Consider the following 21,631-nt stretch of genomic DNA (forward strand, 5'->3'; position numbering starts at 1 on the left):
CGAAATCACCGAACCCGGGAGCGCGTCGTGATGCGTGAGATGCGGGATTATCCGATTGCGGTGGTCGATGACGATTATGGGGCCGAGAGTGCGGCGGGGCGGGTGATCCGGGCGTTGGTAGCGTCGTTCGAGGCGCGGGGTCATGCGGTTCTGGCGGGATTGACGGTGGAGGACGCTCAGGCGGGGAGGGTGCTTTATACCGGTCTCTCGGCGGTGCTGGTTTCGATCGACGGGTTTGCCGACCGTGAGGCGTTGATTGCGGCGCTGGACCGGATTGTGGCGCTGGCTTTGGCGCGTGCGCCGGATCTGCCGGTATTTCTGTATGGCGAGCGCCGGATGCCGGATGATCCGCCGGTCGAACTGATGGAGCGGATCGACGGGTATCTATACCTGCATGAGGACAGTCCGGCGTTCATGGCCGGGTATGTGTCGAGTGCGATCCATCGGTATCTCGATGCGATGTTGCCGCCGTTCTTCAAGGCGTTGGCGCGGTATACCGATGCGGCGAAGTATTCCTGGCACACGCCCGGTCATGGTGGCGGGGTTGCGTTCATGCGCTCGCCGGTGGGGCAGGCGTTCCACCGGTTTTTCGGCGAAACCGCCCTGCGGGCGGATTTGTCGGTCTCGGTGCCGGAGCTGGGATCGCTGCTCGATCATGCCGGGCCGGTGCGCGAGGCCGAACGCGAGGCGGCGCAGAGTTTCGGCGCGGATTCCACCTTTTTCGTCACCAACGGCACGTCGAGCGCCAATAAAATCGTCTGGAGCGGGCTGGTCGGGCCGGGCGATGCGGTGCTGGTCGACCGCAACTGCCATAAATCGCTGGTCCATGCCCTGATCATGACCGGGGCGCGGCCGATCTATCTGCGGCCGAGCCGCAACGCCTACGGCATCATCGGCCCGATATCCAGCGCGCAGTTCGATGCCGCCGATGTCGCCGCGCAGGCGGGCGGGCGGGTGCGGATCGCGACGATCACCAACTCGACCTATGATGGCCTGTGCATCAATGCCGACGCGGTGAAGCAGGCGCTCGCTCCGGTGGCGGATGCGATCCATTTCGACGAGGCGTGGCTGGCGCAGGCGCATTTCCACGAATTCTATCGCGGTTTCTATGCCATGAGCGGCGGGGCGGGGCCGGTCGAACCGCTGGTCTTCTCGACCCAGTCGACCCACAAGGTGCTCGCCGCGTTCTCGCAGGCCTCGATGGTGCATCTGCGGGAAGGGACGGTGCATAAACTCGATCCCGAGCGCTTCAACGAGGCGTTCATGATGCATTCGAGCACCTCGCCCTGGTATGGCATCATCGCCTCGTGCGATGTCGCGGCGCGGATGATGCGGGGTGCAGCGGGGCGCACCCTGGTCGATGAAACCCTGCGCGAGGCGGCGGCGTTCCGGCGCAGCATCGCGGCGCTGGGCGCGAGTTTCGCGGACCGGGGAGAGTGGTGGTTCCGGCTCTGGGAGCCCGAGGGCGCCGGGCTGGACCAGGCCGACTGGGTGCTGAAGCCGGGCGATGCGTGGCACGGCTTCACCGATGTCACCGCCGGGTTTTCCCTGCTCGACCCCATGAAGGTGACTATTCTGTGCCCGGGTCTCTGCCCCGGTCTCAGCCCCGATCGGGGCGACGATGAGGGCATTCCCGCGCCGATCGTGGCGAAATTCCTGTGGTCGCGCGGCATCGTGGTCGAAAAGATCGGAACCTATCATTTCCTGATCCTGTTCACCCTGGGCGTCTCGCGCGGCAAATGGAGCAATCTGGTGACGGAACTGCTGGCGTTCCGCGCGCATTATCAGGCCAATACCCCGCTCGCGGATGTCATGCCCGAACTGGTCCGCGAATCCCGCGCCTACGAGCGGATGGGCCTGCGTGACCTGTGCGAAGCCCAGCACCGCGCCTACCGTGAGGGCGATGTCCTCGCGATCCAGAACGCGATGTTCGAGACTCTGCCCGAGCAGGCGATGACGCCGCAGCAGGCCCATGCCGAACTCGCCGGCGGGCGGATCGAACTGGTCCCGCTCGATCAGTTGCAGGGCCGGGTGCTGGCGCGGATGGTGGTGCCCTACCCGCCGGGAATTGCGCTGATCGTGCCGGGCGAGCGGGTCTCCTCACCGCTGATCGTCGAATATCTCCGCTTCGCATCGGCATGGGACCGCAAGTTTCCGGGCTTCGAGACCGACATCCACGGCGTCCGCAAGGACGAGGCGGGGGATTACTTCCTCGACTGCACGCTGGACTGAACGGCGGCGAGATTATCGAGGATCGGGCAATCGGGCTTGTCGTCGCCGTGGCAGTTGGCGGCGAGGTGGCGCAGCTGGCGGCTCATCGCCTGCAAAGCGGCGGCTTTTTCATCGAGTTCCGCGATATGGGCGAGGGCGATGGCCTTGACCTCGGCGGAGGGGCGCTTGCGGTCGCGCCACAGCGAGAGCAGCGCCCGGATATCGGCGATCGAAAAGCCGAGATCCCGGCTGCGGTGAATAAAGCCGAGTTCGTGGATCAGGCGCGGGTCGTAGAACCGGTAATTGTTCTCGCCGCGCACCGGCGGATCGATCAGGCCGATCTGCTCGTAATGCCGGATCATCTTCGCCGACACGCCGCTGCGGGCCGACGCTTCGCTGATCGTGATATGCGCACCCATCGCCACAGATTATGCCTGCCGCAGCGGGCTGACAACCGCCATCGCAACGCAACATTGTTCCGTCTCCCGCACTCCGCATGGCTCACAATTGCCCGGACCCGGTTGCAAAACCGCCGGATTTCGCTCATGCGATCGCCCATCACAGATCGACGCCCAAGGGAGACCGAACATGCGGGTTTATTACGACAGCGATGCCGATGTTAATCTGATCAAGGCCAGGAAGGTCGCGATCGTCGGCTACGGCAGCCAGGGCCACGCCCATGCGCTCAACCTCAAGGAGTCGGGACTCAAGGAACTCGCGGTGGCGCTGCGTCCGGGATCGTCGGCGATCGCCAAGGCCGAGGCCGCCGGCCTGAAGGTCATGACCCCCGACGAAGCCGCGAAATGGGCCGACGTCGTCATGATCCTCACGCCGGACGAAGGCCAGGGCGACCTCTATCGCGACAGCCTCGCCAAAAACCTCAAGCCGGGTGCGGCGATCGCCTTCGCCCACGGTCTGAACATCCATTTCAACCTGATCGAGCCGCGCGCGGACATCGACGTGTTCATGATCGCACCAAAAGGCCCCGGTCACACGGTGCGCTCGGAATATCTGCGCGGCGGCGGCGTGCCCTGCCTCGTCGCGGTGGCGCAGGACCCTTCGGGCAACGCGCTCGACATCGCGCTCTCCTACGCCAGCGCCATCGGCGGCGGCCGTGCCGGCATCATCGAAACCAGCTTCCGCGAGGAATGCGAGACCGACCTGTTCGGCGAGCAGGCGGTGCTGTGCGGCGGTCTGGTCGAACTGATCAAGGCCGGGTTCGAAACCCTGGTCGAGGCCGGCTACGCGCCGGAGATGGCCTATTTCGAGTGTCTGCACGAAGTGAAGCTGATCGTCGACCTGATCTATGAAGGCGGCATCGCCAACATGAACTACTCGATCAGCAACACCGCCGAATACGGCGAATACGTCACCGGCCCGCGCATGGTCACCGCCGAGACCAAGGCCGAAATGAAGCGCGTGCTCGACGATATCCAGAAAGGCCGCTTCACCCGCGACTGGATGCTCGAAAACCGGGTCAACCAGACCAACTTCAAATCGATGCGCCGTGCCAACGCCGCCCACCCGATCGAGCAGGTCGGCGAAAAGCTGCGCGCGATGATGCCCTGGATCAAGCAGGGCGCGCTGGTCGATAAGGCCAAAAACTGAGTCTACGCCGTTCGACCAAAAGTCTGCCGGTCCTTTTTTGCAAAAAAGGACCGCTTACTTTCCGCTCCGGAGGGACAATCGATGAGGATTGCCAGGGACGCGACCGAACTGGTCGGCAACACGCCGCTGGTGCGGATCAACCGGCTCGCAGCCAACCTGCCGGGCCAGATCGTGGCGAAGCTCGAATTCTTCAACCCGGCCAATTCGGTCAAGGACCGCATCGGCGTCGCGATGATCGATGCCGCCGAACGTGAAGGCCTGATCGACCAGGACAGCGTGATCGTCGAGCCGACCTCCGGCAATACCGGCATCGCGCTGGCCATGGTGTGTGCCGCCCGCGGCTATGGCTGCATCATCGTGATGCCGGATTCGGTGAGCCGGGAACGACGGGCGGTGCTGCGCGGCTACGGCGCCGAATTGGTGCTGACCCCCGGATCGGAGGGCATTTCCGGTTCGATCCGCAAGGCCGAGGCCATCGTCGCGTCCGGGCCGCAATATTTCATGCCCCAGCAATTCACCAATTCCGCCAACCCCGCGATCCACAAGCGCACCACCGCCGAGGAAATCTGGCGCGATACCGATGGCACCGCCGATATCCTGGTCGCCGGCGTCGGCACCGGCGGCACGATCACCGGGATCGGCACAGTGCTCAAATCCCGCAAGCCCGGCTTCCGCTGCATCGCGGTCGAACCCGAAGCCTCGCCGGTGCTCTCCGGCGGCGCGCCGGGATCGCACGGACTTCAGGGCCTCGGTGCCGGTTTCGTGCCGGAAATCCTCGATACCGAAATCTATGACGAGATCATCCGCGTCAGCAACGACAACGCCTACGAAACCGCACGCCGCGCCGCGCGCGAGGAAGGGCTGATGGTCGGCATCTCCTCCGGCGCCGCCCTCTGGGCCGCGATCGAGATCGCGAAGCGGCCCGACAGCGAAGGCAAGCTGATCGTCGCGATCATGGCCTCCTACGGCGAGCGGTACCTCTCCACCCCGCTCTTCGCCGGATTGACCGATTGATCGCAGCCCTCGCTCACCTCGTCATCGCGACCATCTCATCGCTCGGCTACGCCGGGGTTGCGGTGCTGATGGCGCTCGAATCGGCCTGCATCCCGATCCCCTCCGAAGTGATCCTGCCCTTCGCGGGATATCTGGTCTCGACCGGACGCTTCGATCTCTGGATCGTCGCCATCGTCGGCGCGATCGGCTGCAACATCGGCTCCACCCTCGCCTATGCCGTCGGCTATGCGGGCGGGCGGCCTCTGGTCGACCGGTTCGGCCGCTACATCCTGCTCGACCAGACTGAGCTTGCCCGCGTCGAAACCTTCTTCGCCCGCTACGGCAGCCTCACCGTGCTGATCAGCCGGATGCTCCCGGTCATCCGCACCTACATCGCCCTGCCCGCCGGGGTCGCGCGGATGAATATCTGGAAATTCGAAATCTACACCTTCGTCGGCTCGCTTCCCTGGTGCCTCGCCCTCGCCTATGTCGGCCTGCGTCTCGGCCGCGCCTGGGAGACCAACCCGCAGCTGCACAGCGTCATGCACATCTTCACCCTGGCAACCGTTGCGGTGCTCGCGGCCTTCGCCGCCTGGTACGCGCTCCGGCTCTGGCGCCGCCGCCCGGCGCGCTGAGCCGCGCTATTCACACGCGCATCGCCTCCTGCGGCGTGGTGAAGCGCGCGGCGGTCTGGTCCGATGTGCTCAATGCCAGATAAGCGATCGAGGCGACCACGGCGGAAACCGCGAACGAAATATCGCCATACCCGGGATGGGTCGCCGCGAACGCGCCCACGAACAGCGGATACTGGTTGAAAAACGGCACGCTCGCCGCAATCCCGATGATCCAGGCCAGAAACCCGGCGCTGACCGCATTGAGCCGCGAATGACGCCGCCCGAAATGACCGATCAGCGTCACCGCAATCCAGGGCGCGGTCCAATAGCCGAGAAAGAACAGGAAATCCTGATAATTCTTGATGAAATTGGTTGCCGCGAGCACCGAGATCACCGTCCCGATCGCCCCGCACACCAATGCCGCCTGCCACTGCCGCAACCGCACCCCGAGGGCGAGCGAAGACAGCGTCGCCGAATAGATATTCAGGATATTGGCGCTGATCGTCCCGATCACGATGGCAATGATCAGCGGCGCATGAAACCACCCCGGCATCCAGCTGGTGAACAGGTCGGATGGTTTGCTCAGCGCCACCGTCGCGCCGATGATCGCGCCGAGCACTTCCATCCAGATGCACGAGATCAGCGTACCGGCAAACGCATTGACGAACACCGCCCGCTTGGTCGCGCCGATCTCGCCCTGATGCTTCAGATAGCGGGTATAATCCGATGAATAGGGAATCCAGCCCAGCACATAAGCAACCACGACCGAAAGCGTGAGAATGAACGCCCCTGAAGTCCCGCCGACGTTTTTCAGCAATTTGGGCTGTGCCGCCGGCAGATGGCCAATATGGGTGGCGGCGATCACGCTCAGCACCACGAAGATCGCGACCAGCAGGTAGAAAAAATACTTCTCGGCGGCATGGATCAGATCATGGCCGATCACCGCAATCGCCACCTGCACGACGCAGAGCACCAGAATATCGGGGATCAGCGGCGTATGCAGCATGTATTGGAGCGCGTAACCGCCGATGATGGTATTGACCCCGAACCACGAGAACCCGCCGAAAAAATTCAGAAACGACGGCAGCTTGTTGCCCTTCCGCCCGAACCACGCCGCGCCCTGGATCATCTGCGGCAGCCCGTATTCCACCCCGAAGGTCGAAAACGCGGCGAGCAACACGGCCCCGATGATATTCCCGAGCACGATCGCGCTGATCGCATCGGTGGCGGAAAGCCCGAACACCCCGGTCGCGAGCGCCCCGGTGGTAATCGTCGCGAATTCCACATTGGCCGCCATCCACAACCCGAACAACGCGCGTGGCCGGCCATGCGATTCCGCAGCGGTCACCGGCATGATGCCCTTGGATTCGACGGTCAGGGGTGCGGTATCTGCCATGATTGATCCTTGCGACGAGGGTACGGGAGCGCGATAAAAATCCAGAAAGTCCAAAGCAAAAATCGTGCCTGCCAATCTGCAGCCCGCGCGGCGGAATCGGCCCCCGATCATGACAAAATGGTTAAACCAGCGCCAGTCCCTGCCCGGAAATTGCTCAGATCCATCCCGCCGCCCGGTTCGGCTTGTCAGGATATTTTACACCGCCTCCCAGCCGAAACTGCAAGACACTGAATTGGCGTGATATTTATTTTGGCACAATTATTGCTTTATGATCACAAGGACGGACTATGGACAAGACTATTCGGTTCGTGACTCTCGTATCATTTCTACAGACCACCCCAAGGAGCGGCAAATGAACTTCAAACCAGTTTTGGCGATTGTCGCCGCCGGCACCATCGCCGCGCTGGCCGGCATGTCGAGCGCATCGGCAGGGCCGCTGAATTTCGCCTTCTCGATCACCGGCACGGGCACAAATCCGGGCAGCGTGACCGGCGAAATCGAAGGACTGACCAACAACGCCACCACCGCCGCAAGTGCCGTGATCATCACCTCCGACACGATCGGCTTTCCATTCATCCAACCGTACAATACCGTCGGTGACGTCTTCTCCGGACTGAATTCTTTCCAGGTTACAAGCGGCAGCATCACGGATTTTATATATTTCGCCGGCACTGCGGATAGCAGCTACGATCTGCTCTTCAACTACCTCGGTCTCAACGGGCTCACCACCGAGACCGGTTCGGTCTTAAACAACGACGGCGTCAGCGGCATCACATTCACCCCGCTCGATGTTCCGGAGCCCGGCTCCCTCGCCCTGCTCGGCACCGGCCTGCTCGGCCTGGCGCTGATCCTGCGCCGCCGTCAGGCTAAGGTGCCGCCCCGCGCCTGATCGGCAGGTGCGCTGCCTCCCATGCCGCAATCGAGCCGGGGTAATAATCGACAGTGCCCCGGCCGAGCAGATACCGCGCCACGAACACCTGCTCAGCGCTCAGCAACCCCGAGCCGCAATAAAACATCACGGTCCGCCCGCGCGTAAGCCCATGCGCCCGGTAGAGCGACCGCAGCGCAGCAACCGGCCGGTACGCATAAAACGTCGGAAACGTCTGGTCGAATGTCGGCTGCTCGTCGAACAGTAACCCGCTCGGAACATCGATCGCCCCCGGAATATGCCCGGCGCGATACCCCGAACCCGCCCGCGCATCGACGAACAAAACCCGATGCCCCTGCCAGATCCGGTGAACCCGCGCCGTCCCATCGATCCACCCCGGCACCGCCCTCGTGTCGCGAAACCCGCTCGGCGTCACCGCCGGCGGCGCCGCATGGCTGAGCGGAAACCGCGCCTGCACCCATCCCCCGGTGCCGCCATCGAGCAGCGAAACATCGCCGAACCCCGCAGCGCGCAGAATCAAAAACGCCCGCGCCGCCAGCCCCGCACTGTAAATACTGTCATCGGCCGTGGTGAGCACGACATGATCGGACGGGCTCAACCCCAACCGATCCACCACCGCCGTCACCCCCCGATCCCCCGGCCACGCCCGACGACCCCCCGGCAGATCGACATAACCCCCCAGCCGCGCCGTATCCCACAACCGCGCCCCCGGAATATGCCCCCCACCCCGATAAGCCGCCCCGCTCGCATCGATACTGACAACAACAACCCCCGCATCCCCCTCATGCGCCCGCAGCCACCCCGCCGAAACCAACGGCTGTGAACTCACCGCCGCACTGGCCCCCCACGGCACCAGCGCAACCACGGCAATCAAAACAAGGCTCAGAAACTTCAAGAGGGACAAACGCTGAACTCCGAATGAGGATATCGCTCAAATGGCATGCCCAACCGAAAAGGTAACTGCCACGCATCTCGCAAGCCACAACTTTTGTCACCAGAAGCGCCCGCCCCCCCCAACAAATGATAGTGATCGGACATCGTGGACGGGCCTACCCGTCGGACTGAATGAGAACCCAAACGCATGAACAAGAACATAAAGAACTTCTTTTTTGTAAAAAGAAGCAAAAAACTTTATAAATTGATTTATAAAATGGCCAATAGACTGGACGAATTGCCGCAAAAATACTTCCACAACTATAAAACTACTTATTCAGTGAACTTTCGATCTCAGAACGAAATTCTACTGCCTGAGCATTATCAGACCAAGGCAAACGAAAATCCGGGCCGTCAATAAGGTCATGAACCATCTTGATGCTGTCAGAAATTTTTTTTTCGTCGGTAAAGTAGCTTTCTTCGGCGCTAACAACGAAGTTTCCACTGAGTAGATAGTACATAGGCGTAAATTCTGTCTCTGAAATCGAATAGCCTCCAAACCTGTTTCTAACAAATCTCATTGAATGCTCAACATGTTCTCCTCCCAACTTTCCGAATCTTGAGTCCATGTACCCCACGTAGCTTAGCGCGTAAGACGAAAATGCCGCGCATTGCGCTGTGGTATTACACGATTCGTATGGCGATATCGCACTGCCATCGCCACCAACAAAGCTGTTAGCAAACCATGGGGCAGCGTAGCCAACGTGTCCCAGTCGCGAAGCTGCGTCCACCCACGACGATTCCCAATCCTGCGAAATCGGGTAAGTATCATCTTCCAATATTATGCACACGTCGGCTCGACAAACTCGATCTAGATAAAATAACAGTCGGTTTTTGTTCCAAGCGGCACCGTGGTTGCGGCCCGTTATTGTGTTCGAAATTCTAGTGCCAAATTGTTCGATGACGTGCATTGTGTCATCACTCGATCCGTCGTCCGCCACTACGATGTCAACATCGGTCGGCGTATTTAGAAGAATATTCTCCAATGTTACCTTCAGCTTCTTCGAGCGATTAAAGGTTGCGACGCCGACACCGATGCGCACCTTGCAGGTCCTAACGGTGCGCCACGATCGTTACCATCGGCGGCCTGTCCGCCATGGCTTTCGGTGAATGCAGCGTCATCGCCTGCCGCCCAAACCCGAGACGCCTGAGCATGATTTCGAATGCGCTTGCCGAATAATTCCACCAATGAATGTGGCCGATTGGCGGGTCCGATGTGCCAATCTGCATAAGACCCGGCAATTGTGGGATCGGTGGCAAAGACACGAGGTCGGTGATGATCATGGTATCCCGGATCAGCGCCGCCGCCTCCCGCAGCGCCTGGAACGGGTTCGAAAGATGGACTAGGATTGCGCCAAAGATCAAGATATTATAACGGCCCACGTCTTTGGGTTGGTAAAAGATGTGCCAGTCAGCATTTATCACAATAACAACAGCCAAAATATTCTGACATTTCAATTTGTAAAAACTTGAAGAATCATTGGACCTGAAACTGAATTCATCTTCTACTCAAAACCAAAACATCTTGATGCTTGAGTGCAAAAACCGGAAACCATGCCTTGATTTCCAAATCGGGCGTCCAGTGCTCGCAGATGTAGGAGATGTCGTGGAAGGCGGCGCCATAATACATCGGAAGCGCTGCTTCGAATTCATTTTTGCCGACCACATGGAAGAAGCCCTTTGATTCCATCTCGGACCGGACATGGGCGCTCTCGTCATTGAGGTCCATCGTCAGCAGAGATTTGGCGTAGTCGGCCACGACCTTGCTCCCGTGGATCGAAGCGATCAGAAGTCCGCCGGGCTTTAGGATACGGGCGAGTTCGTTCAACCATGCGAACTGGACGTCTTCAGGCAGATGGGTGAACACACTATGCGAGAGGACGAGATCGACTGAACTGGACTCGATCATTCCAGCGGGTGGCAGATCGGAGAGCGGGTGCACAACAACGCCGGGCAGATTCTCTGCCAACCATGCAATCGCTTCATGATCCGGATCAAGGCCAATAAGGCGTTGTTCCGAGCTCACAAGCTGGCGGAGATGATTGAGCAACCTGATGTCTGGAAAATAGGGCGAGCGGGGGTCAGGCATCCTGGTAGTCCCACTTGATGTAGCCCTTGGTGTCGGCGGCCCATTTTTCATCGATTTCGACGAGGACGGCGCTGACGAGGCGTTCGAGGGAGGCTTCGTTGGGGAAGACCCTGATTTTGGTGGTGCGGCGTTTGAGTTCCTGCTGGATGCCGCGTTCCATGGGGTTGGAAGTGCGAAGCCGGCGCTGGTGGGGTTCTGGCAGTGTGAAGACGGTGAGGCCTTCGGGGATATTTCGTTCGAGCCAATCGGCGAGCTTTGGTGCGGTGTCGCGATAGGCATTGACGAGGGTTGTGAGAGCGATCTGGGCAGCGGCGAGGGAATTTGCGTTCCAGACGGTCCGGAGTTCTGCGCCGATGCGTTTGCGGATGGCGTGGTTGGGGGCGTGGTGGATGGCGTTTTGGGCGAGGTGGAACTGGCATCGTTGCCAGTGTGCGGCGCCGAAGACGGCGCGGCGTGCGGCGTGCAATCCGGCATGGTCATCGGAGACGATGAATTCGACGCCTCGCAGGCCACGCTGATGGAGGCTTTCGAGGAAGGCACGCCAATGGACTTCGGCCTCGGAAAGGGCGACCGAGACGCCGAGGACACGGCGGCGTTCATCGGGTCCGATGCCGATGGCCGAGAGCACGGCGGCATCGCGGACGACGCCATTATCGCGCATTTTTTCATATCTGGCGTCGAGGATGAGGTAGCGGATCTCGGCGAGGGGTCGGGTGCGCCAGGCGGCGAGTTCGTCATCGAGCAGCTTGCTGGCGCGGCTGACCTGAGCGGAGGAGAGGCTTTCGATGCCGAATTCGCGCATGACGGCCTCGACGTCGCGGGTGGAGACGCCTTTGATGTACATTTCGGCGACGGCGACCATGACGGCGCGGACCGAGCGTCGGCCGCGTTCGAGGGACTGTGGGTAGAAGGGTTCGCCCACGTGACCGGCGGTTTTGGGGACATCGACGGTGATCGACCCGGCCGGGGTATCGATCCGCTTGGGCTTGTAGCCATTGGCGTAACCCTGACGATCGGGGTTGCGCTCGTAGTGACTGGCGTGGAGGAAGCGTTCGCGCTCGATCTGCATGGCGAGTTCGAAGGTCCTGGCAAATACCGTGGCGATATCGCCTGCGCCGTTTTCGATCAGATGTTCCAAAAGTGCCTCGATAATCGTATCCTTTTTGGCGTCCATTCATCGGTCTCCATGTTGGTGTGAACAACTGCATGGAATACCAGAATGAACAGCCCTTGCCGGGGCATGCCCCGGCAAGGGCACCAACTCCCAACCCAAAATGAATTTCCAGACGTCAGGTTACACCACCACGGAGATGCCTCAGCGCGCGCCCGCACCCGCAACCAAAATCGACGATTGTACCGAAATCCGCAAGTTCTTTACCCTGGCTGGCAAGGATGCGCTGCCATTCGCCGACCGTAAGGCTCCCCGATTGATCGAACCACGCAGGATCACGACTGCCACTGACACGGGCGCGTAGATCTTCGGGGGGCATATGGGAGGCGGAGTTTATCACATTCATCGAAAATTCCTGCCGGTATGTGGTTTTTTGAGCTAATGAATCAGTATCGCGACGCGGTCTCAAACACAACTAAAAATTGCTTATTTCGGCGATTTGTCGTGTTCATGATGCTCGGTTGGGTTATATATAAATTAGGTATAGGGAAGGAACGGTGTCGATGACTCACGATCTGGTAGCCGCCGACGTCATCGGATTGATCAGCAAAACCTTCGGCATCGACCCCGGCAAAATTTCACGCGAAACTCAGGCTGCCGATGTGGATGGTTGGGATTCACTCTCTCATGCAGTGCTACTGTCCTCCATAGAGCGCCATTTCGGCATTCGCCTCGATCTCGATCGTGTCTTCGACGTAGAGAATGTCGGCGATTTGATCGATTGCGTCGAAATTGAGCTTAAAAATAAGTCCCCGCTTGAGGCTAAAAATTGATGCGTGTTGCGGTCATTGGCAACTGCCATGCGGATATCGTGGCACAGGTTGTGCGAATGGCATTGCGATCCTCGCAGTCCTTGGATTGCCGCCACATCGTGAGTTATGAAAGCACGACCGCGGTGGACCAGCAGTTCATCGCAGAAGCAGATCGGACATTGATCCAGGTCACTGATTTCAAAAACAGCCGTCCCGGTGCGCAAGATCAAGCCATAAACTATCGCAATCCGGGTTATTTTCCTCTCGTCGCGGTGAATTTTCTCTATCCAGGGGCAGGAAAACCCCATCCGCGTGCAAGCGAAAGCCGCACACCTTATTGTCCGAGCGGCTATTTCGAAGGACAGGTCAGTGATCAGCTATTGATCAGGCTGATGACTGAATACCCCCACGATTCCAGCGCTTCCCTCGTCCAGCGCTATCTGGACGCGGATTACGCGAAAATCGTCGATCTCGACCGGATCTTCGAAATGAACCGGATCAAGTCGCAAAGGATCGGCGCTGCGGCATCGATGGATTTGTGGCCCAAGATCGAAGCCATGTTTCGTTATGTGCCGTTGTTCTGGACCTACCTTCACCCTGCCGGTTCGTTATTGCGAGATATCTGCCGCCATGCGCTGCGCCAGCTCGACGTAAGCCTGAGTGAAGTTGAAATCGAGGCGGCGGTTGATACCGTCAAGGAACCTTTGGGATTTGCGCATATGCCAATTCATCCCAGCATCGTGCGGCATTTCGGAATTGAATGGGCGACGCCGCGCTATCGTTACCGGATGATGCCGGAGGGGCGTTTCACCGTCAGCGAGTTCGCGCTCCGATACGTCACTTTCGAACATAACGATGATCTCAACCGCTTGATTTTCAACATTCATAACAATATCGAGCTTAACCCATATTTAGCAGTGCCTCGAATAAACCGCATAATATCAGCATCTTACACTCTTAAAAAAATCCGAGTGGCACTACAAACATATCCAAAGGGGATCAGACGGTGAGTTTCTGGATCCCTCCTGGCGAGGCATTGAGTGCCAACGCATCATAAATCCGGCGCAAGGCTGGTTCGGCGACTGTGGCCTTGCGGACATGCAGGGTGCGACCGTCGCGCTGCTGGAAGGTTGCGGTGATCCGTTGCTGCACCGAGATGATTTCGCGCAATCGGGTCCATGACAGGGGCTCCCCTGCCGCTTTCAGTTTATGCCGGATTGCCTGGACCAGTTGATAGGCCAGCACGGTGATGAACAGATGCCCTTCGGTGCGGTCCGCTTTGTGATGGAACACCGGTCGGAGGCCGAGTTCCGATTTGAGACCGCGGAACACCGCCTCCAGATCGGTCAACATGGTGTAGGTGTGCCACAAGGTGGCGGCGTCCCAGGTGGTTTCATTGCTGCGCAGACAATAGACCCCGGGATGTGTCAGCATTGAACCCTCGAGTGGAACCTTGACCCAGGTGATCGACGCGGCCTTGGTTCCGGTCTCATCGGGAGTCACGATGATCTCGTAGTGTTGCCCGATGCCGCTGCTCTTCTCTATCAATCGGCCGATGCGTCGCTGGATATCAGCCAGGTTTTTCTGTCCGTGGGGTTTTGCCAGTCCGTCGACGAGCGTGGTGAGACCGGCCTCGAACCGGGTGATGAACCGATCAGTGATTGCGGTCTCCTTGGTCTTGCGCCCCTCGGAATGGCAATAGAGCCGAACCTCCGTGCCATCCTCGCTCAGCACACGTTGCAATTGGACCGTCTCGTTCGACGCGGTCAGCGTGCTGATCGCCTGTGTTGGCGGCGGTGAGAATCCGCGCATAAACGGCGCGTAGCTGCCGAGTCCATTTAAATGGACGGCACTGACCGGCCTTTACGGCAACCTGGACCCGGCGCCTAAATCACACGAGAACCAGATCGGCCGGGTACGAGGTCCGTCAGGAAACGCAGAACGTTCGAGGATTTGAATCAGCTGGGGAAGTGAGCAGTTGTTGGACCAGATGACCAAAGACAGTGTGAATTGCGTCAGCAGGTCATGCTCGGCCGCAGGCGTTGATGGAATAATCTGCAGAATGTTCGTTTGCAGTCGCTGTCTGTGCCAAGTGCTTGTCTGCCCACAGTGCGACCGAGGTCAGATCTACTGCATGCGAACTTGCGCCCGGGAAGCTCGTCGTGAACGGCAAAGAGAAGCTCGCCGACGTTATCAGGCAACCCCGCGAGGACGTGTCATGCATGCGGCGAGAAATCGCCATTACCGCGCTCGGGCGGTCCGCGTGACGGATCATGGTCCTGCTAAGCAACCGGAAACCGCGCTTTCGCGTGGATTGGCAATCGCCGGGGCTTCGCGAAAGCCCTGGACCAGCAGTACTCCCCCAGGACATCACCTCTGTCATCGTTGCGGTCGCTCCGTTTCACCTTTCGTGCGCTTGACAGGTCTCCGGCCTCAACGTCGCCCGAGCCGGATTGCCAGGATTGATCAAAACGACACCGGCGCGCGACGCCCACCCTGAAAGCGCCAGCGCCACTGATACAACACCAATCCTGTAGTTCGATCAGCACGGCCATCCTGTCGTCCCGACCTGCGAATTCCGACGCTGTCGCGCGCAGCGGCGGTCAAGGATGGCCGAAGGCCACCGCGCTCTTGCGCGGCGCGAAGCGTCCTTGACGGCTGCGAGCACGGCAGCAGCCTCAGAGCAGAGGGACAGCTACCCACTGCCACTGCCTCCTCCGCCAACTCTCCCACACCGTGTCAAACTGCCCCGCACTCATTAAGTCAATTCACTATGGTAACTATCCCGCGCCGTTTATGCGCGGATTCTCACCGCCGCCAACAGCCTGATCCGGATCGAACTGGCGGGTGCGTTCGCGGCTGACCACCAAGTAACGGTATCCGTGTTTTATGAGCCAGGCGACGTTGGCTGCGGTCGCGATGCCGGCATCCATGATGACCAGCGCCCCCTTGGGAGCGGTGAGGCCGTCGAGCATCTCCTCAAGGGTCGTGGCTTCACCGACATTGCCGGCGAACATCTTTGAGCGGCGCACGAAGCCGCTGCCATCGAGGACCAGGCCGAGGGTAACCAGAGGGCAGTCGGTTCGCTTCTCCTTTGATCGACCGCGAGCAGCCTTGGCGTTACCGCTGGCGGTACCTTCGAAATACGTGTTGGTCAGATCGTAGAGGGTGACGGTAACCGGCAGTCCAAACAAATCCTGGATCCGGCTGAACAGTGCGGTCTCGATCTTGTCACGGTGTCGCACAAGAAGGTCGGAGGTCCGATACAGACGGATCAACGGCATGGCTTCGAAGTCCACGTCCAGCAGTTCGCCGAGGGCACTGCGCTCGCGCAGCCAGCGCCAGGTTGCGAGTTCGCTGCCCGGCGCTGCCATGCGACCTATGAGGCTGCCGACCACCGCGGCTCGCTGGACACCATTGAAATCGAGATCGCGGAGAATCTGATCGATTCCCAACCAGTTCATCGCTGCAAGGCCGACCGCTTCGACCCCGACCGACCGGGGCCGGATGAGTTGCAGCGAGGCGATGTCGACCTCGGCGTAAACTGCAGATGGCGCGGCAGGTGATGGGAATAAGGATGCCTGAACGGCGGTCGACGGGGTCGGTGGAGCTTGGTGTCCAGCATCCGATCGGGCTGCCCCTGGCTGGGCCGCAATAAGACGGGCGGCATATCGTTGAGCCAAGGTCTCGATGATCTCGGGTTCTGCGAGCATACCGACCTGTCCGGCAAGCAAGGCGTCTATCCTGGCGCACAGGGCCTGCCAGTCGCTCTGTGGCAGGTCGAACTGGCGGCCAAGGTTGAGCAGGGTGATCTGGCGGACCTGCTTACCGATGCGCTCGGAGGCGACGAGGCGATAGGTGAAGTATGTTTCGTTATCGGACTTATTCCGGGTTTTTGTTTTGCGGATAAACATTGCCGAGACATGAGGCTGGTGCCGTGGGGGGTCAAGGGATCATCAATAATATTATGGCACTACAAATAAAAGCAAAACATAAAGTATACAATATCAATATGTTATGCGCTTTGGTTGCAAATTATGATCGTTTTAGTGCTAAAGATGGGTTAATACGACAATCACGGATATCGAACGGATCGTCGCGTTCCACGGGGCGACAGGCGACATCCTGATCAACCTCGCCATTGCGCTGTGGAAGACAGGTCAGCTCGACCGAGCCATCGATGTCGCGGTACGCGCGTTGGAAACCGACAAAACGCAGTCGGAGTGGGCGGATTTCCTGTGTATTCTGATGCGCCAGGCGGGACGCGTTTACGAGACCGGCTCTCCGGGCGAGGTGACGGCAGCGCTCACCAGCGAGCCGTGTGCCGCCTGAAACACCGCCCGCTCCGCCACATACCGCCTCAGATTCTCCGCCCGCGAAATCTTGCCGCTGGTGGTCTTGATCAGCCACCCCGGCGAGACGATCAACGCCTCATAAACCGTCGCCGCGAATTCGGCGTTGATCGCGGATTTGATCGCGCGGCTCAGCGCGCTCCGGGCTGTCACATCCATCGTATCCGCCTCCGCGATCACCACGAGCGACTGGCTCCCGGTCTGCGGGTTGAACGGCGCAATCGCCACCACCCGCCCCGGTTTCACATCACAATGAGTATTGATGCAGAACTCGGCATCATGGGCATAAATATTCTTGCCGTGAATGATCAGCAAATCATCGGTGCGCCCGGTAATGAACAACTCGCCCTGATCCAGAAAGCCCCGATCGCCGGTATGATACCACCCGGCCTCCAGCTTGCCCGGCGGCATCTCCAGCCGGAAATACCCGTCGAACATGGTCGCACTCGCAATCACGACAGTCCCGACCTCACGATCCGCACAGGCGGCCCCATCGGCATCGAGAATCCGCAGCCGCACCCCTGACATCGGCGGCCCGCACGAAATCATATCACGTCCGGCGGCGTCGGGTGCCGCAGCGCGAACCACCCCATCGCGATCCAGCGCCTCCGCGTCGGCACAAATTATGCGCGGCGCTTCGCCAAGCCGCGTCTGCGTCACCATGAACACGGTCTCGGCCATCGCGTAGCTGACCTGCGGGGCCGCAGCCGCCAGCCCGTGCGGCGCAAAATGCCTGCCGAACGCCTCCAGCGTCGCCGATTTGCACGGTTCCGAACAATCGATCACCGCCCGCAACGAAGACAGATCATACCGCGCCTCGGGCGGCGTCATCCGGATCAGATGGTGAAACGCGAAATTCGGCAACCAGCAGAGCGTCGCCCGAAAATCGCCGATCGCCTCCAGCAGGCTCGCCGGCCAGCGCACCCACGCGAACGGATCGATCGTGACCACACTGATGCCGAGCAGGGCAGGGGCGACGAAGCAGGCGATCAACCCCATGTCATGATAAATCGGCAGCCACGAGGCAATCACATCGCCCCCGGTCATGCCAAGGGTTTCCGCCATCGCATCGACATGATCGAGCACCGTGCCATGCGACAGCATCACCCCCTTCTTGAGCCCGGTGGTGCCCGAACTATGCTGCAGGAACGCAATGTCCCGCCGGTCGGGCGAAACGACAACCCCAGGATCGAACGGCGGCAGCGGCGTTTCGATATCATGCCTCTTATGCCGACATCGGCATAAGGGCCATAATGCCGAGATCCGGATTATGCCGCATCTGCTCGGCAGGGCGCGGTTGACGGTATGATCGCACCAATCCCATTCGGCATAATCTTCGTCGCTCCAACAACCATGGAGCACGACGATCATGCCTCAATATTTGCAGACCTGCATCGAGCCGTATCTGGACTCGTTCGCCGAGAGCTTTGCGGCGGAGAATTACACCGCCGGCACGGTCAAGACCTACCAATCGATCCTGCGGAAGGTGGGGCACGCGATGGATGTCGAGGGCATCAGTCCTTCGGCGTTGACGCTCGACATGGCCGAGCATCTGGGACGCAAGGTGCCGCGCAAGAAGACGGGCTCGGTATGGCCGTATAGGTTGGCCCGACGGTTCGCGCAGCATCTGCTCGATATCGGCGTCACGCAGCCGGTGCCGTTGACCGAGGCGCAGCAGGCGCGCGCTATCCTGCTGGCGAACTTCGAGACCTATCTGGTCAAGCATCGCGGCCTGAGTCCGCGGACGATCTATCACACGCTGCGGTTCGCCAACCGGTTCCTCGATCATCGCTTTGGTGATGCGATAGTTGATCCGGGGCGGTTGCGGCCTGCCGACGTGATCAGCTTCATCGAGCATGTGTTGGCAGGCGCGCGTCGCGACAAAACGGTGGCAACGCATGTTCGTATCTTCCTGCAATATCTGTTCGGCAGCGGCGCGACAGCGACCAATCTGGCGCTGAGCGTACCTAGGGCGGCGAAGCGCTGGGGCGCACGACTGCCGCGCCATCTGTCGCCCGAGGGCGTCGAGGCGGTGCTCGCCTGCGTGCGCGACAGCCCCCGGCACGGCGCTCGGGACTATGCGATGCTGCTCATCATGGCCCGGCTCGGCTTGCGCGCTGCCGAGGTCATCGCGATCCAGCTGGACGATATCAACTGGCGCGCGGGCGAACTCTTGGTGCGTGGCAAGGGGAAGCTCCACGATCGCGTGCCGATCAGCGCGGAGGTTGGCGAGGCCCTCAGCCGCTATCTGCGCGAGGAACGCGGACCCGCGTCCTGCCGCACGATGTTCGTCACCCATCGCGCGCCGTACCGTCCGTTCAAGGACAGCCAGATCGTCAACGCCGTTCTCAAGGATGCGCTGAAGGCGACTGGCCAGAAGCCGGTAACGCCCTATGTGGGATCGCACCTGCTGCGTCATAGCCTTGCCACCCAGTTAGTGAACTCGGGTGCATCGCTCGACGAGGTGGGCGATGTGCTGCGGCACCGCTCACGCACATCAACGATGATATATGCCCGTCTCGACATCGATGGGCTGCGGTCAGTGGCAATGCCTTGGCCCGGGGCGGGAGGCGCGCAATGAGCCTCACCTCCCAACTCGACCGCTATCTGGCTGTGCGGCGCCGCCTCGGCTACGACCTGAGCACCAGCGAGCGCATCCTTCGCCGCTTCACCCGGTTCGCCGACAGCGAGCGTGTGACGCATATCGACACGGCGCTGTTCCTGCGTTGGCACGCTACGCTCGGCGAGGCCAACGGCATGACGCGAGCGGCGCGGCTTACCGCCGTGCGCCTCTTCGCGCAGTGGCTGAGCAGCTTCGATCCGGCGCATGAACCCCCACCACGGAGCCTGTTGCCGGACACTGTCATGCGCTCGCGTCCGCATATCTACAGCAATGCCGAGGTCGCTTCGATTATCGCGGCCGCAAAGGCGCTGCCGTCGATCTGCGGGTTGCGCGGGCTGACCTGCTCGACGCTGTTCGCGCTCATCGCGGTCACGGGCTTGCGCATCAGCGAGGCGCTCGCGCTCGATAGGAACGACCTCGACGCCGATAATGGTGTGCTGCGCGTCCGACAGGGCAAGAACGGCAAGGAGCGGTTGCTGCCGCTCGACCCCAGCACCGTCGAGCGACTGCTCAACTATCGCATCGAACGCGATCGGCTAATCGGTCATCCGGCGGTGCCGCTGTTCGTAACCGACAAGGCGACCCGGCTCACCGACTGCACGGCCCGCTACAACTTCGCGCAGGCGTGCCAGCAGATCGGCTTGCGATCCGAGCAGCAGTACCATCGGCATGGCCGAGGGCCACGCATCCACGATCTGCGCCACACCTTCGCCGTGCGCACGATGATCGACTGGTACCGGACCGGCAAGGATCCGGCGCGCGAGATGATCCGGTTGACGACCTATCTGGGTCATAGCAGTCCCTCTGGAACATACTGGTATCTGGAGGCGGTCCCGGAACTGCTCGATCTGGCGATAGCCCGTGCCACCGCGAGCGGCGGGGAGTTGGCACAATGAACGCCGTCACCTTGCCCGCGCTGATCCAGCGCTTCTTCACCGACCGGCTTTGCACGCAACTGGAGGCGAGCCGACATACGGTCGCCGGCTATCGCGATACGTTCCGGCTGCTGCTCAGATATGCGAGCGCCCGCCGCAAAAAGCCGCCGGTCAACCTGACGGTCGAAGACATCGACGCCGATCTGGTCGCAGACTTCCTCACCCACACCGAGACCGCGCGGGGTAATAGCGCTCGTAGCCGCAACACCCGGCTCGCCGCCATCCGATCGTTCTTTCGCTTCGTCGCGATGACCGATCCGACCTGGCTGCTGCACTGCCAGCGTATCCTCGCCATGCCCAACAAGCGCTATGTGAAGCGTGCGGTCACGTTCCTCGATGCCGAGGAAATGGCGGCGTTGCTGGCGGCCCCGGATCGTACGACATGGGCGGGGCGGCGCGACCATGCTCTGCTGCTGCTCGCGATCCAGACAGGCCTTCGGGCTTCCGAACTGGTCGGTCTCACGCAGGGCGATGTCGTGCTGGGGACCGGCGCGCATATCCGTTGCATGGGTAAGGGCCGGAAGGAGCGCGCCACCCCGCTTCGCCGCGAGACAGCCAAGCTGCTGGCAGCGTGGATTGGCAACGACAAAGATGCGGACAAGCCGCTGTTCCCCTCGATCCGGGGCGAACGGCTGAGCCGTGACGCTCTTGAACATCTGGTCCGCAAACATTGCCTCACGGCGTCGCGCGCCTGCCCGAGCATCGGCACCAAGCGGGTCACGCCACATACGCTGCGCCACAGCACGGCGATGGACCTGCTTCACCACGGCGTCGATCAAGCGGTGATCGCGCTCTGGCTTGGTCACGAAAACATCGAGACCACCCAGATCTACATCCATGCCGACATGCGGATGAAAGAAAAGGCGCTCGCTCGCGTCGCCGCCCCAGCCACGCCGCCAGGCCGGTTCCGGCCCGACGATCAACTCCTCGCGTTCCTGGAAGCGCTCTGATTATGCCGAACAGCCGCATGGCCAATGCCGGGCTATCCGGCCTCCAGCTGAGGCCATGCGGCATAATCCGGATCGCGGCATTATGACAAAGATCATGAAAATCAGCCAGATACTC

18 protein-coding genes and 2 pseudogenes are annotated in these 21,631 nt (G+C 60.7%); 10 read left to right on the forward strand and 10 right to left on the reverse strand.

The window, feature by feature from the left end; translation table 11 throughout:
* The first annotated feature begins 30 nt into the window (after positions 1–30).
* The gene (locus SIL87_RS03625; RefSeq protein ID WP_319612851.1) at positions 31–2,232 is read left to right on the forward strand and encodes an Orn/Lys/Arg family decarboxylase; all 2,202 of its coding nucleotides are present in this window, start codon (positions 31–33) and stop codon (positions 2,230–2,232) included.
* Here SIL87_RS03625 and cueR read toward each other — a convergent pair.
* On the reverse strand, positions 2,205–2,630 hold the full coding sequence (cueR, locus tag SIL87_RS03630) for a Cu(I)-responsive transcriptional regulator (protein WP_319612852.1): 426 nt from the start codon (positions 2,628–2,630) through the stop codon (positions 2,205–2,207). The genes SIL87_RS03625 and cueR overlap by 28 nt on opposite strands.
* A 169-nt stretch (positions 2,631–2,799) precedes the next feature.
* Here cueR and ilvC point away from each other — a divergent pair, with 169 nt between their 5' ends.
* The 3 genes from ilvC to SIL87_RS03645 all read left to right on the forward strand — a co-directional run bounded on the left by ilvC (position 2,800) and on the right by SIL87_RS03645 (position 5,447).
* The gene (gene ilvC / locus SIL87_RS03635; RefSeq protein ID WP_319612853.1) at positions 2,800–3,819 is read left to right on the forward strand and encodes a ketol-acid reductoisomerase; all 1,020 of its coding nucleotides are present in this window, start codon (positions 2,800–2,802) and stop codon (positions 3,817–3,819) included.
* A gap of 81 nt (positions 3,820–3,900) precedes the next feature.
* Positions 3,901–4,833 carry a cysteine synthase A gene (gene cysK / locus SIL87_RS03640; protein ID WP_319612854.1) on the forward strand — a complete coding sequence of 311 codons (933 nt, stop codon included), beginning with the start codon at positions 3,901–3,903 and terminating at the stop codon, positions 4,831–4,833.
* Positions 4,830–5,447, forward strand: a complete 618-nt coding sequence (locus tag SIL87_RS03645; RefSeq protein ID WP_319612855.1) for a DedA family protein — start codon at positions 4,830–4,832, stop codon at positions 5,445–5,447. The genes cysK and SIL87_RS03645 overlap by 4 nt, the downstream gene beginning before the upstream one ends.
* Positions 5,448–5,457: 10 nt before the next feature.
* Here SIL87_RS03645 and SIL87_RS03650 read toward each other — a convergent pair whose 3' ends face one another.
* Entirely contained in the window at positions 5,458–6,822 is a 1,365-nt protein-coding gene (locus SIL87_RS03650; protein ID WP_319612856.1) for a purine-cytosine permease family protein, read from the reverse strand.
* A 352-nt stretch (positions 6,823–7,174) separates the two neighbouring features.
* Here SIL87_RS03650 and SIL87_RS03655 point away from each other — a divergent pair, with 352 nt between their 5' ends.
* Positions 7,175–7,711, forward strand: coding sequence for a PEP-CTERM sorting domain-containing protein (locus SIL87_RS03655; RefSeq protein ID WP_319612857.1), 537 nt, complete (start codon positions 7,175–7,177; stop codon positions 7,709–7,711).
* On the opposite strand, the gene SIL87_RS03660 is transcribed toward SIL87_RS03655, so the two are convergent.
* The 5 genes from SIL87_RS03660 to SIL87_RS03680 all read right to left on the reverse strand — a co-directional run bounded on the left by SIL87_RS03660 (position 7,689) and on the right by SIL87_RS03680 (position 11,907).
* Positions 7,689–8,615 (reverse strand): sulfurtransferase, encoded by a 927-nt coding sequence (locus SIL87_RS03660; RefSeq protein WP_319612858.1) that lies wholly within the window; start codon positions 8,613–8,615, stop codon positions 7,689–7,691. The two genes, SIL87_RS03655 and SIL87_RS03660, sit on opposite strands and share 23 nt — an antisense overlap.
* Positions 8,616–8,913: 298 nt before the next feature.
* Positions 8,914–9,687, reverse strand: coding sequence for a glycosyltransferase family 2 protein (locus tag SIL87_RS03665; RefSeq protein WP_319612859.1), 774 nt, complete (start codon positions 9,685–9,687; stop codon positions 8,914–8,916).
* A gap of 10 nt (positions 9,688–9,697) precedes the next feature.
* Positions 9,698–10,084, reverse strand: coding sequence for a class I SAM-dependent methyltransferase (locus tag SIL87_RS03670; RefSeq protein WP_319612860.1), 387 nt, complete (start codon positions 10,082–10,084; stop codon positions 9,698–9,700).
* 58 nt (positions 10,085–10,142) lie between these two features.
* On the reverse strand, positions 10,143–10,733 hold the full coding sequence (locus SIL87_RS03675; RefSeq protein WP_319612861.1) for a class I SAM-dependent methyltransferase: 591 nt from the start codon (positions 10,731–10,733) through the stop codon (positions 10,143–10,145).
* Positions 10,726–11,907 (reverse strand): IS256 family transposase, encoded by a 1,182-nt coding sequence (locus SIL87_RS03680; protein ID WP_319612316.1) that lies wholly within the window; start codon positions 11,905–11,907, stop codon positions 10,726–10,728. Before SIL87_RS03680 ends, SIL87_RS03675 begins: the two co-directional genes overlap by 8 nt.
* Positions 11,908–12,407: 500 nt before the next feature.
* Between SIL87_RS03680 and SIL87_RS03685 the strand changes: the two genes are divergently transcribed.
* Together SIL87_RS03685 and SIL87_RS03690 are read left to right on the forward strand one after the other, a co-directional pair.
* Positions 12,408–12,677, forward strand: a complete 270-nt coding sequence (locus SIL87_RS03685; protein ID WP_319612862.1) for an acyl carrier protein — start codon at positions 12,408–12,410, stop codon at positions 12,675–12,677.
* Complete coding sequence (locus SIL87_RS03690; protein ID WP_319612863.1) at positions 12,677–13,666, forward strand: WcbI family polysaccharide biosynthesis putative acetyltransferase; 990 nt, start codon at positions 12,677–12,679, stop codon at positions 13,664–13,666. The genes SIL87_RS03685 and SIL87_RS03690 overlap by 1 nt, the downstream gene beginning before the upstream one ends.
* Here the strand turns inward: SIL87_RS03690 and SIL87_RS03695 are convergent.
* From SIL87_RS03695 to SIL87_RS03705, 3 genes and pseudogenes are all read right to left on the reverse strand, one after another.
* Positions 13,656–14,447 (reverse strand): annotated as a pseudogene (locus SIL87_RS03695) (IS1634 family transposase); the annotation flags it as partial. The gene SIL87_RS03690 and the pseudogene SIL87_RS03695 overlap by 11 nt on opposite strands.
* 1,028 nt (positions 14,448–15,475) lie before the next feature.
* A pseudogene (locus tag SIL87_RS03700) lies at positions 15,476–16,570 on the reverse strand (IS1634 family transposase); the annotation flags it as partial.
* A gap of 354 nt (positions 16,571–16,924) precedes the next feature.
* Positions 16,925–18,379, reverse strand: coding sequence for an AMP-binding protein (locus tag SIL87_RS03705; protein WP_319612866.1), 1,455 nt, complete (start codon positions 18,377–18,379; stop codon positions 16,925–16,927).
* On the opposite strand from SIL87_RS03705, the gene SIL87_RS03710 reads away from it, so the two are divergent.
* The 3 genes from SIL87_RS03710 to SIL87_RS03720 are packed head-to-tail and all read left to right on the forward strand — an operon-like array spanning position 18,378 to position 21,516.
* The gene (locus tag SIL87_RS03710) at positions 18,378–19,589 is read left to right on the forward strand and encodes a tyrosine-type recombinase/integrase (protein ID WP_288006472.1); all 1,212 of its coding nucleotides are present in this window, start codon (positions 18,378–18,380) and stop codon (positions 19,587–19,589) included. The genes SIL87_RS03705 and SIL87_RS03710 overlap by 2 nt on opposite strands.
* Entirely contained in the window at positions 19,586–20,527 is a 942-nt protein-coding gene (locus tag SIL87_RS03715) for a tyrosine-type recombinase/integrase (RefSeq protein ID WP_319612725.1), read from the forward strand. The genes SIL87_RS03710 and SIL87_RS03715 overlap by 4 nt, the downstream gene beginning before the upstream one ends.
* A complete protein-coding gene (locus SIL87_RS03720; protein ID WP_319612726.1) occupies positions 20,524–21,516 on the forward strand; it encodes a tyrosine-type recombinase/integrase in 993 nt (330 codons plus the stop codon). Before SIL87_RS03715 ends, SIL87_RS03720 begins: the two co-directional genes overlap by 4 nt.
* The last annotated feature ends 115 nt before the right edge of the window (positions 21,517–21,631 follow it).

The sequence above is a fragment of the Acidiphilium acidophilum genome, from assembly GCF_033842475.1.
GTDB lineage: Bacteria > Pseudomonadota > Alphaproteobacteria > Acetobacterales > Acetobacteraceae > Acidiphilium > Acidiphilium acidophilum.

Bases quoted from the DNA above. Each gene is read 5' to 3' on its own strand.
- SIL87_RS03685 (WP_319612862.1), top strand. From the start codon at position 12,408: ATGACTCACGATCTGGTAGCCGCCGACGTCATCGGATTGATCAGCAAA.
- SIL87_RS03675 (WP_319612861.1), bottom strand. From the start codon at position 10,733: ATGCCTGACCCCCGCTCGCCCTATTTTCCAGACATCAGGTTGCTCAAT.
- cysK (WP_319612854.1), top strand. From the start codon at position 3,901: ATGAGGATTGCCAGGGACGCGACCGAACTGGTCGGCAACACGCCGCTG.
- cueR (WP_319612852.1), bottom strand. From the start codon at position 2,630: ATGGGTGCGCATATCACGATCAGCGAAGCGTCGGCCCGCAGCGGCGTG.
- SIL87_RS03655 (WP_319612857.1), top strand. From the start codon at position 7,175: ATGAACTTCAAACCAGTTTTGGCGATTGTCGCCGCCGGCACCATCGCC.
- SIL87_RS03625 (WP_319612851.1), top strand. From the start codon at position 31: ATGCGTGAGATGCGGGATTATCCGATTGCGGTGGTCGATGACGATTAT.
- ilvC (WP_319612853.1), top strand. From the start codon at position 2,800: ATGCGGGTTTATTACGACAGCGATGCCGATGTTAATCTGATCAAGGCC.
- SIL87_RS03715 (WP_319612725.1), top strand. From the start codon at position 19,586: ATGAGCCTCACCTCCCAACTCGACCGCTATCTGGCTGTGCGGCGCCGC.
- SIL87_RS03680 (WP_319612316.1), bottom strand. From the start codon at position 11,907: ATGGACGCCAAAAAGGATACGATTATCGAGGCACTTTTGGAACATCTG.
- SIL87_RS03710 (WP_288006472.1), top strand. From the start codon at position 18,378: ATGCCTCAATATTTGCAGACCTGCATCGAGCCGTATCTGGACTCGTTC.
- SIL87_RS03705 (WP_319612866.1), bottom strand. From the start codon at position 18,379: ATGATCGTCGTGCTCCATGGTTGTTGGAGCGACGAAGATTATGCCGAA.
- SIL87_RS03720 (WP_319612726.1), top strand. From the start codon at position 20,524: ATGAACGCCGTCACCTTGCCCGCGCTGATCCAGCGCTTCTTCACCGAC.
- SIL87_RS03650 (WP_319612856.1), bottom strand. From the start codon at position 6,822: ATGGCAGATACCGCACCCCTGACCGTCGAATCCAAGGGCATCATGCCG.
- SIL87_RS03690 (WP_319612863.1), top strand. From the start codon at position 12,677: ATGCGTGTTGCGGTCATTGGCAACTGCCATGCGGATATCGTGGCACAG.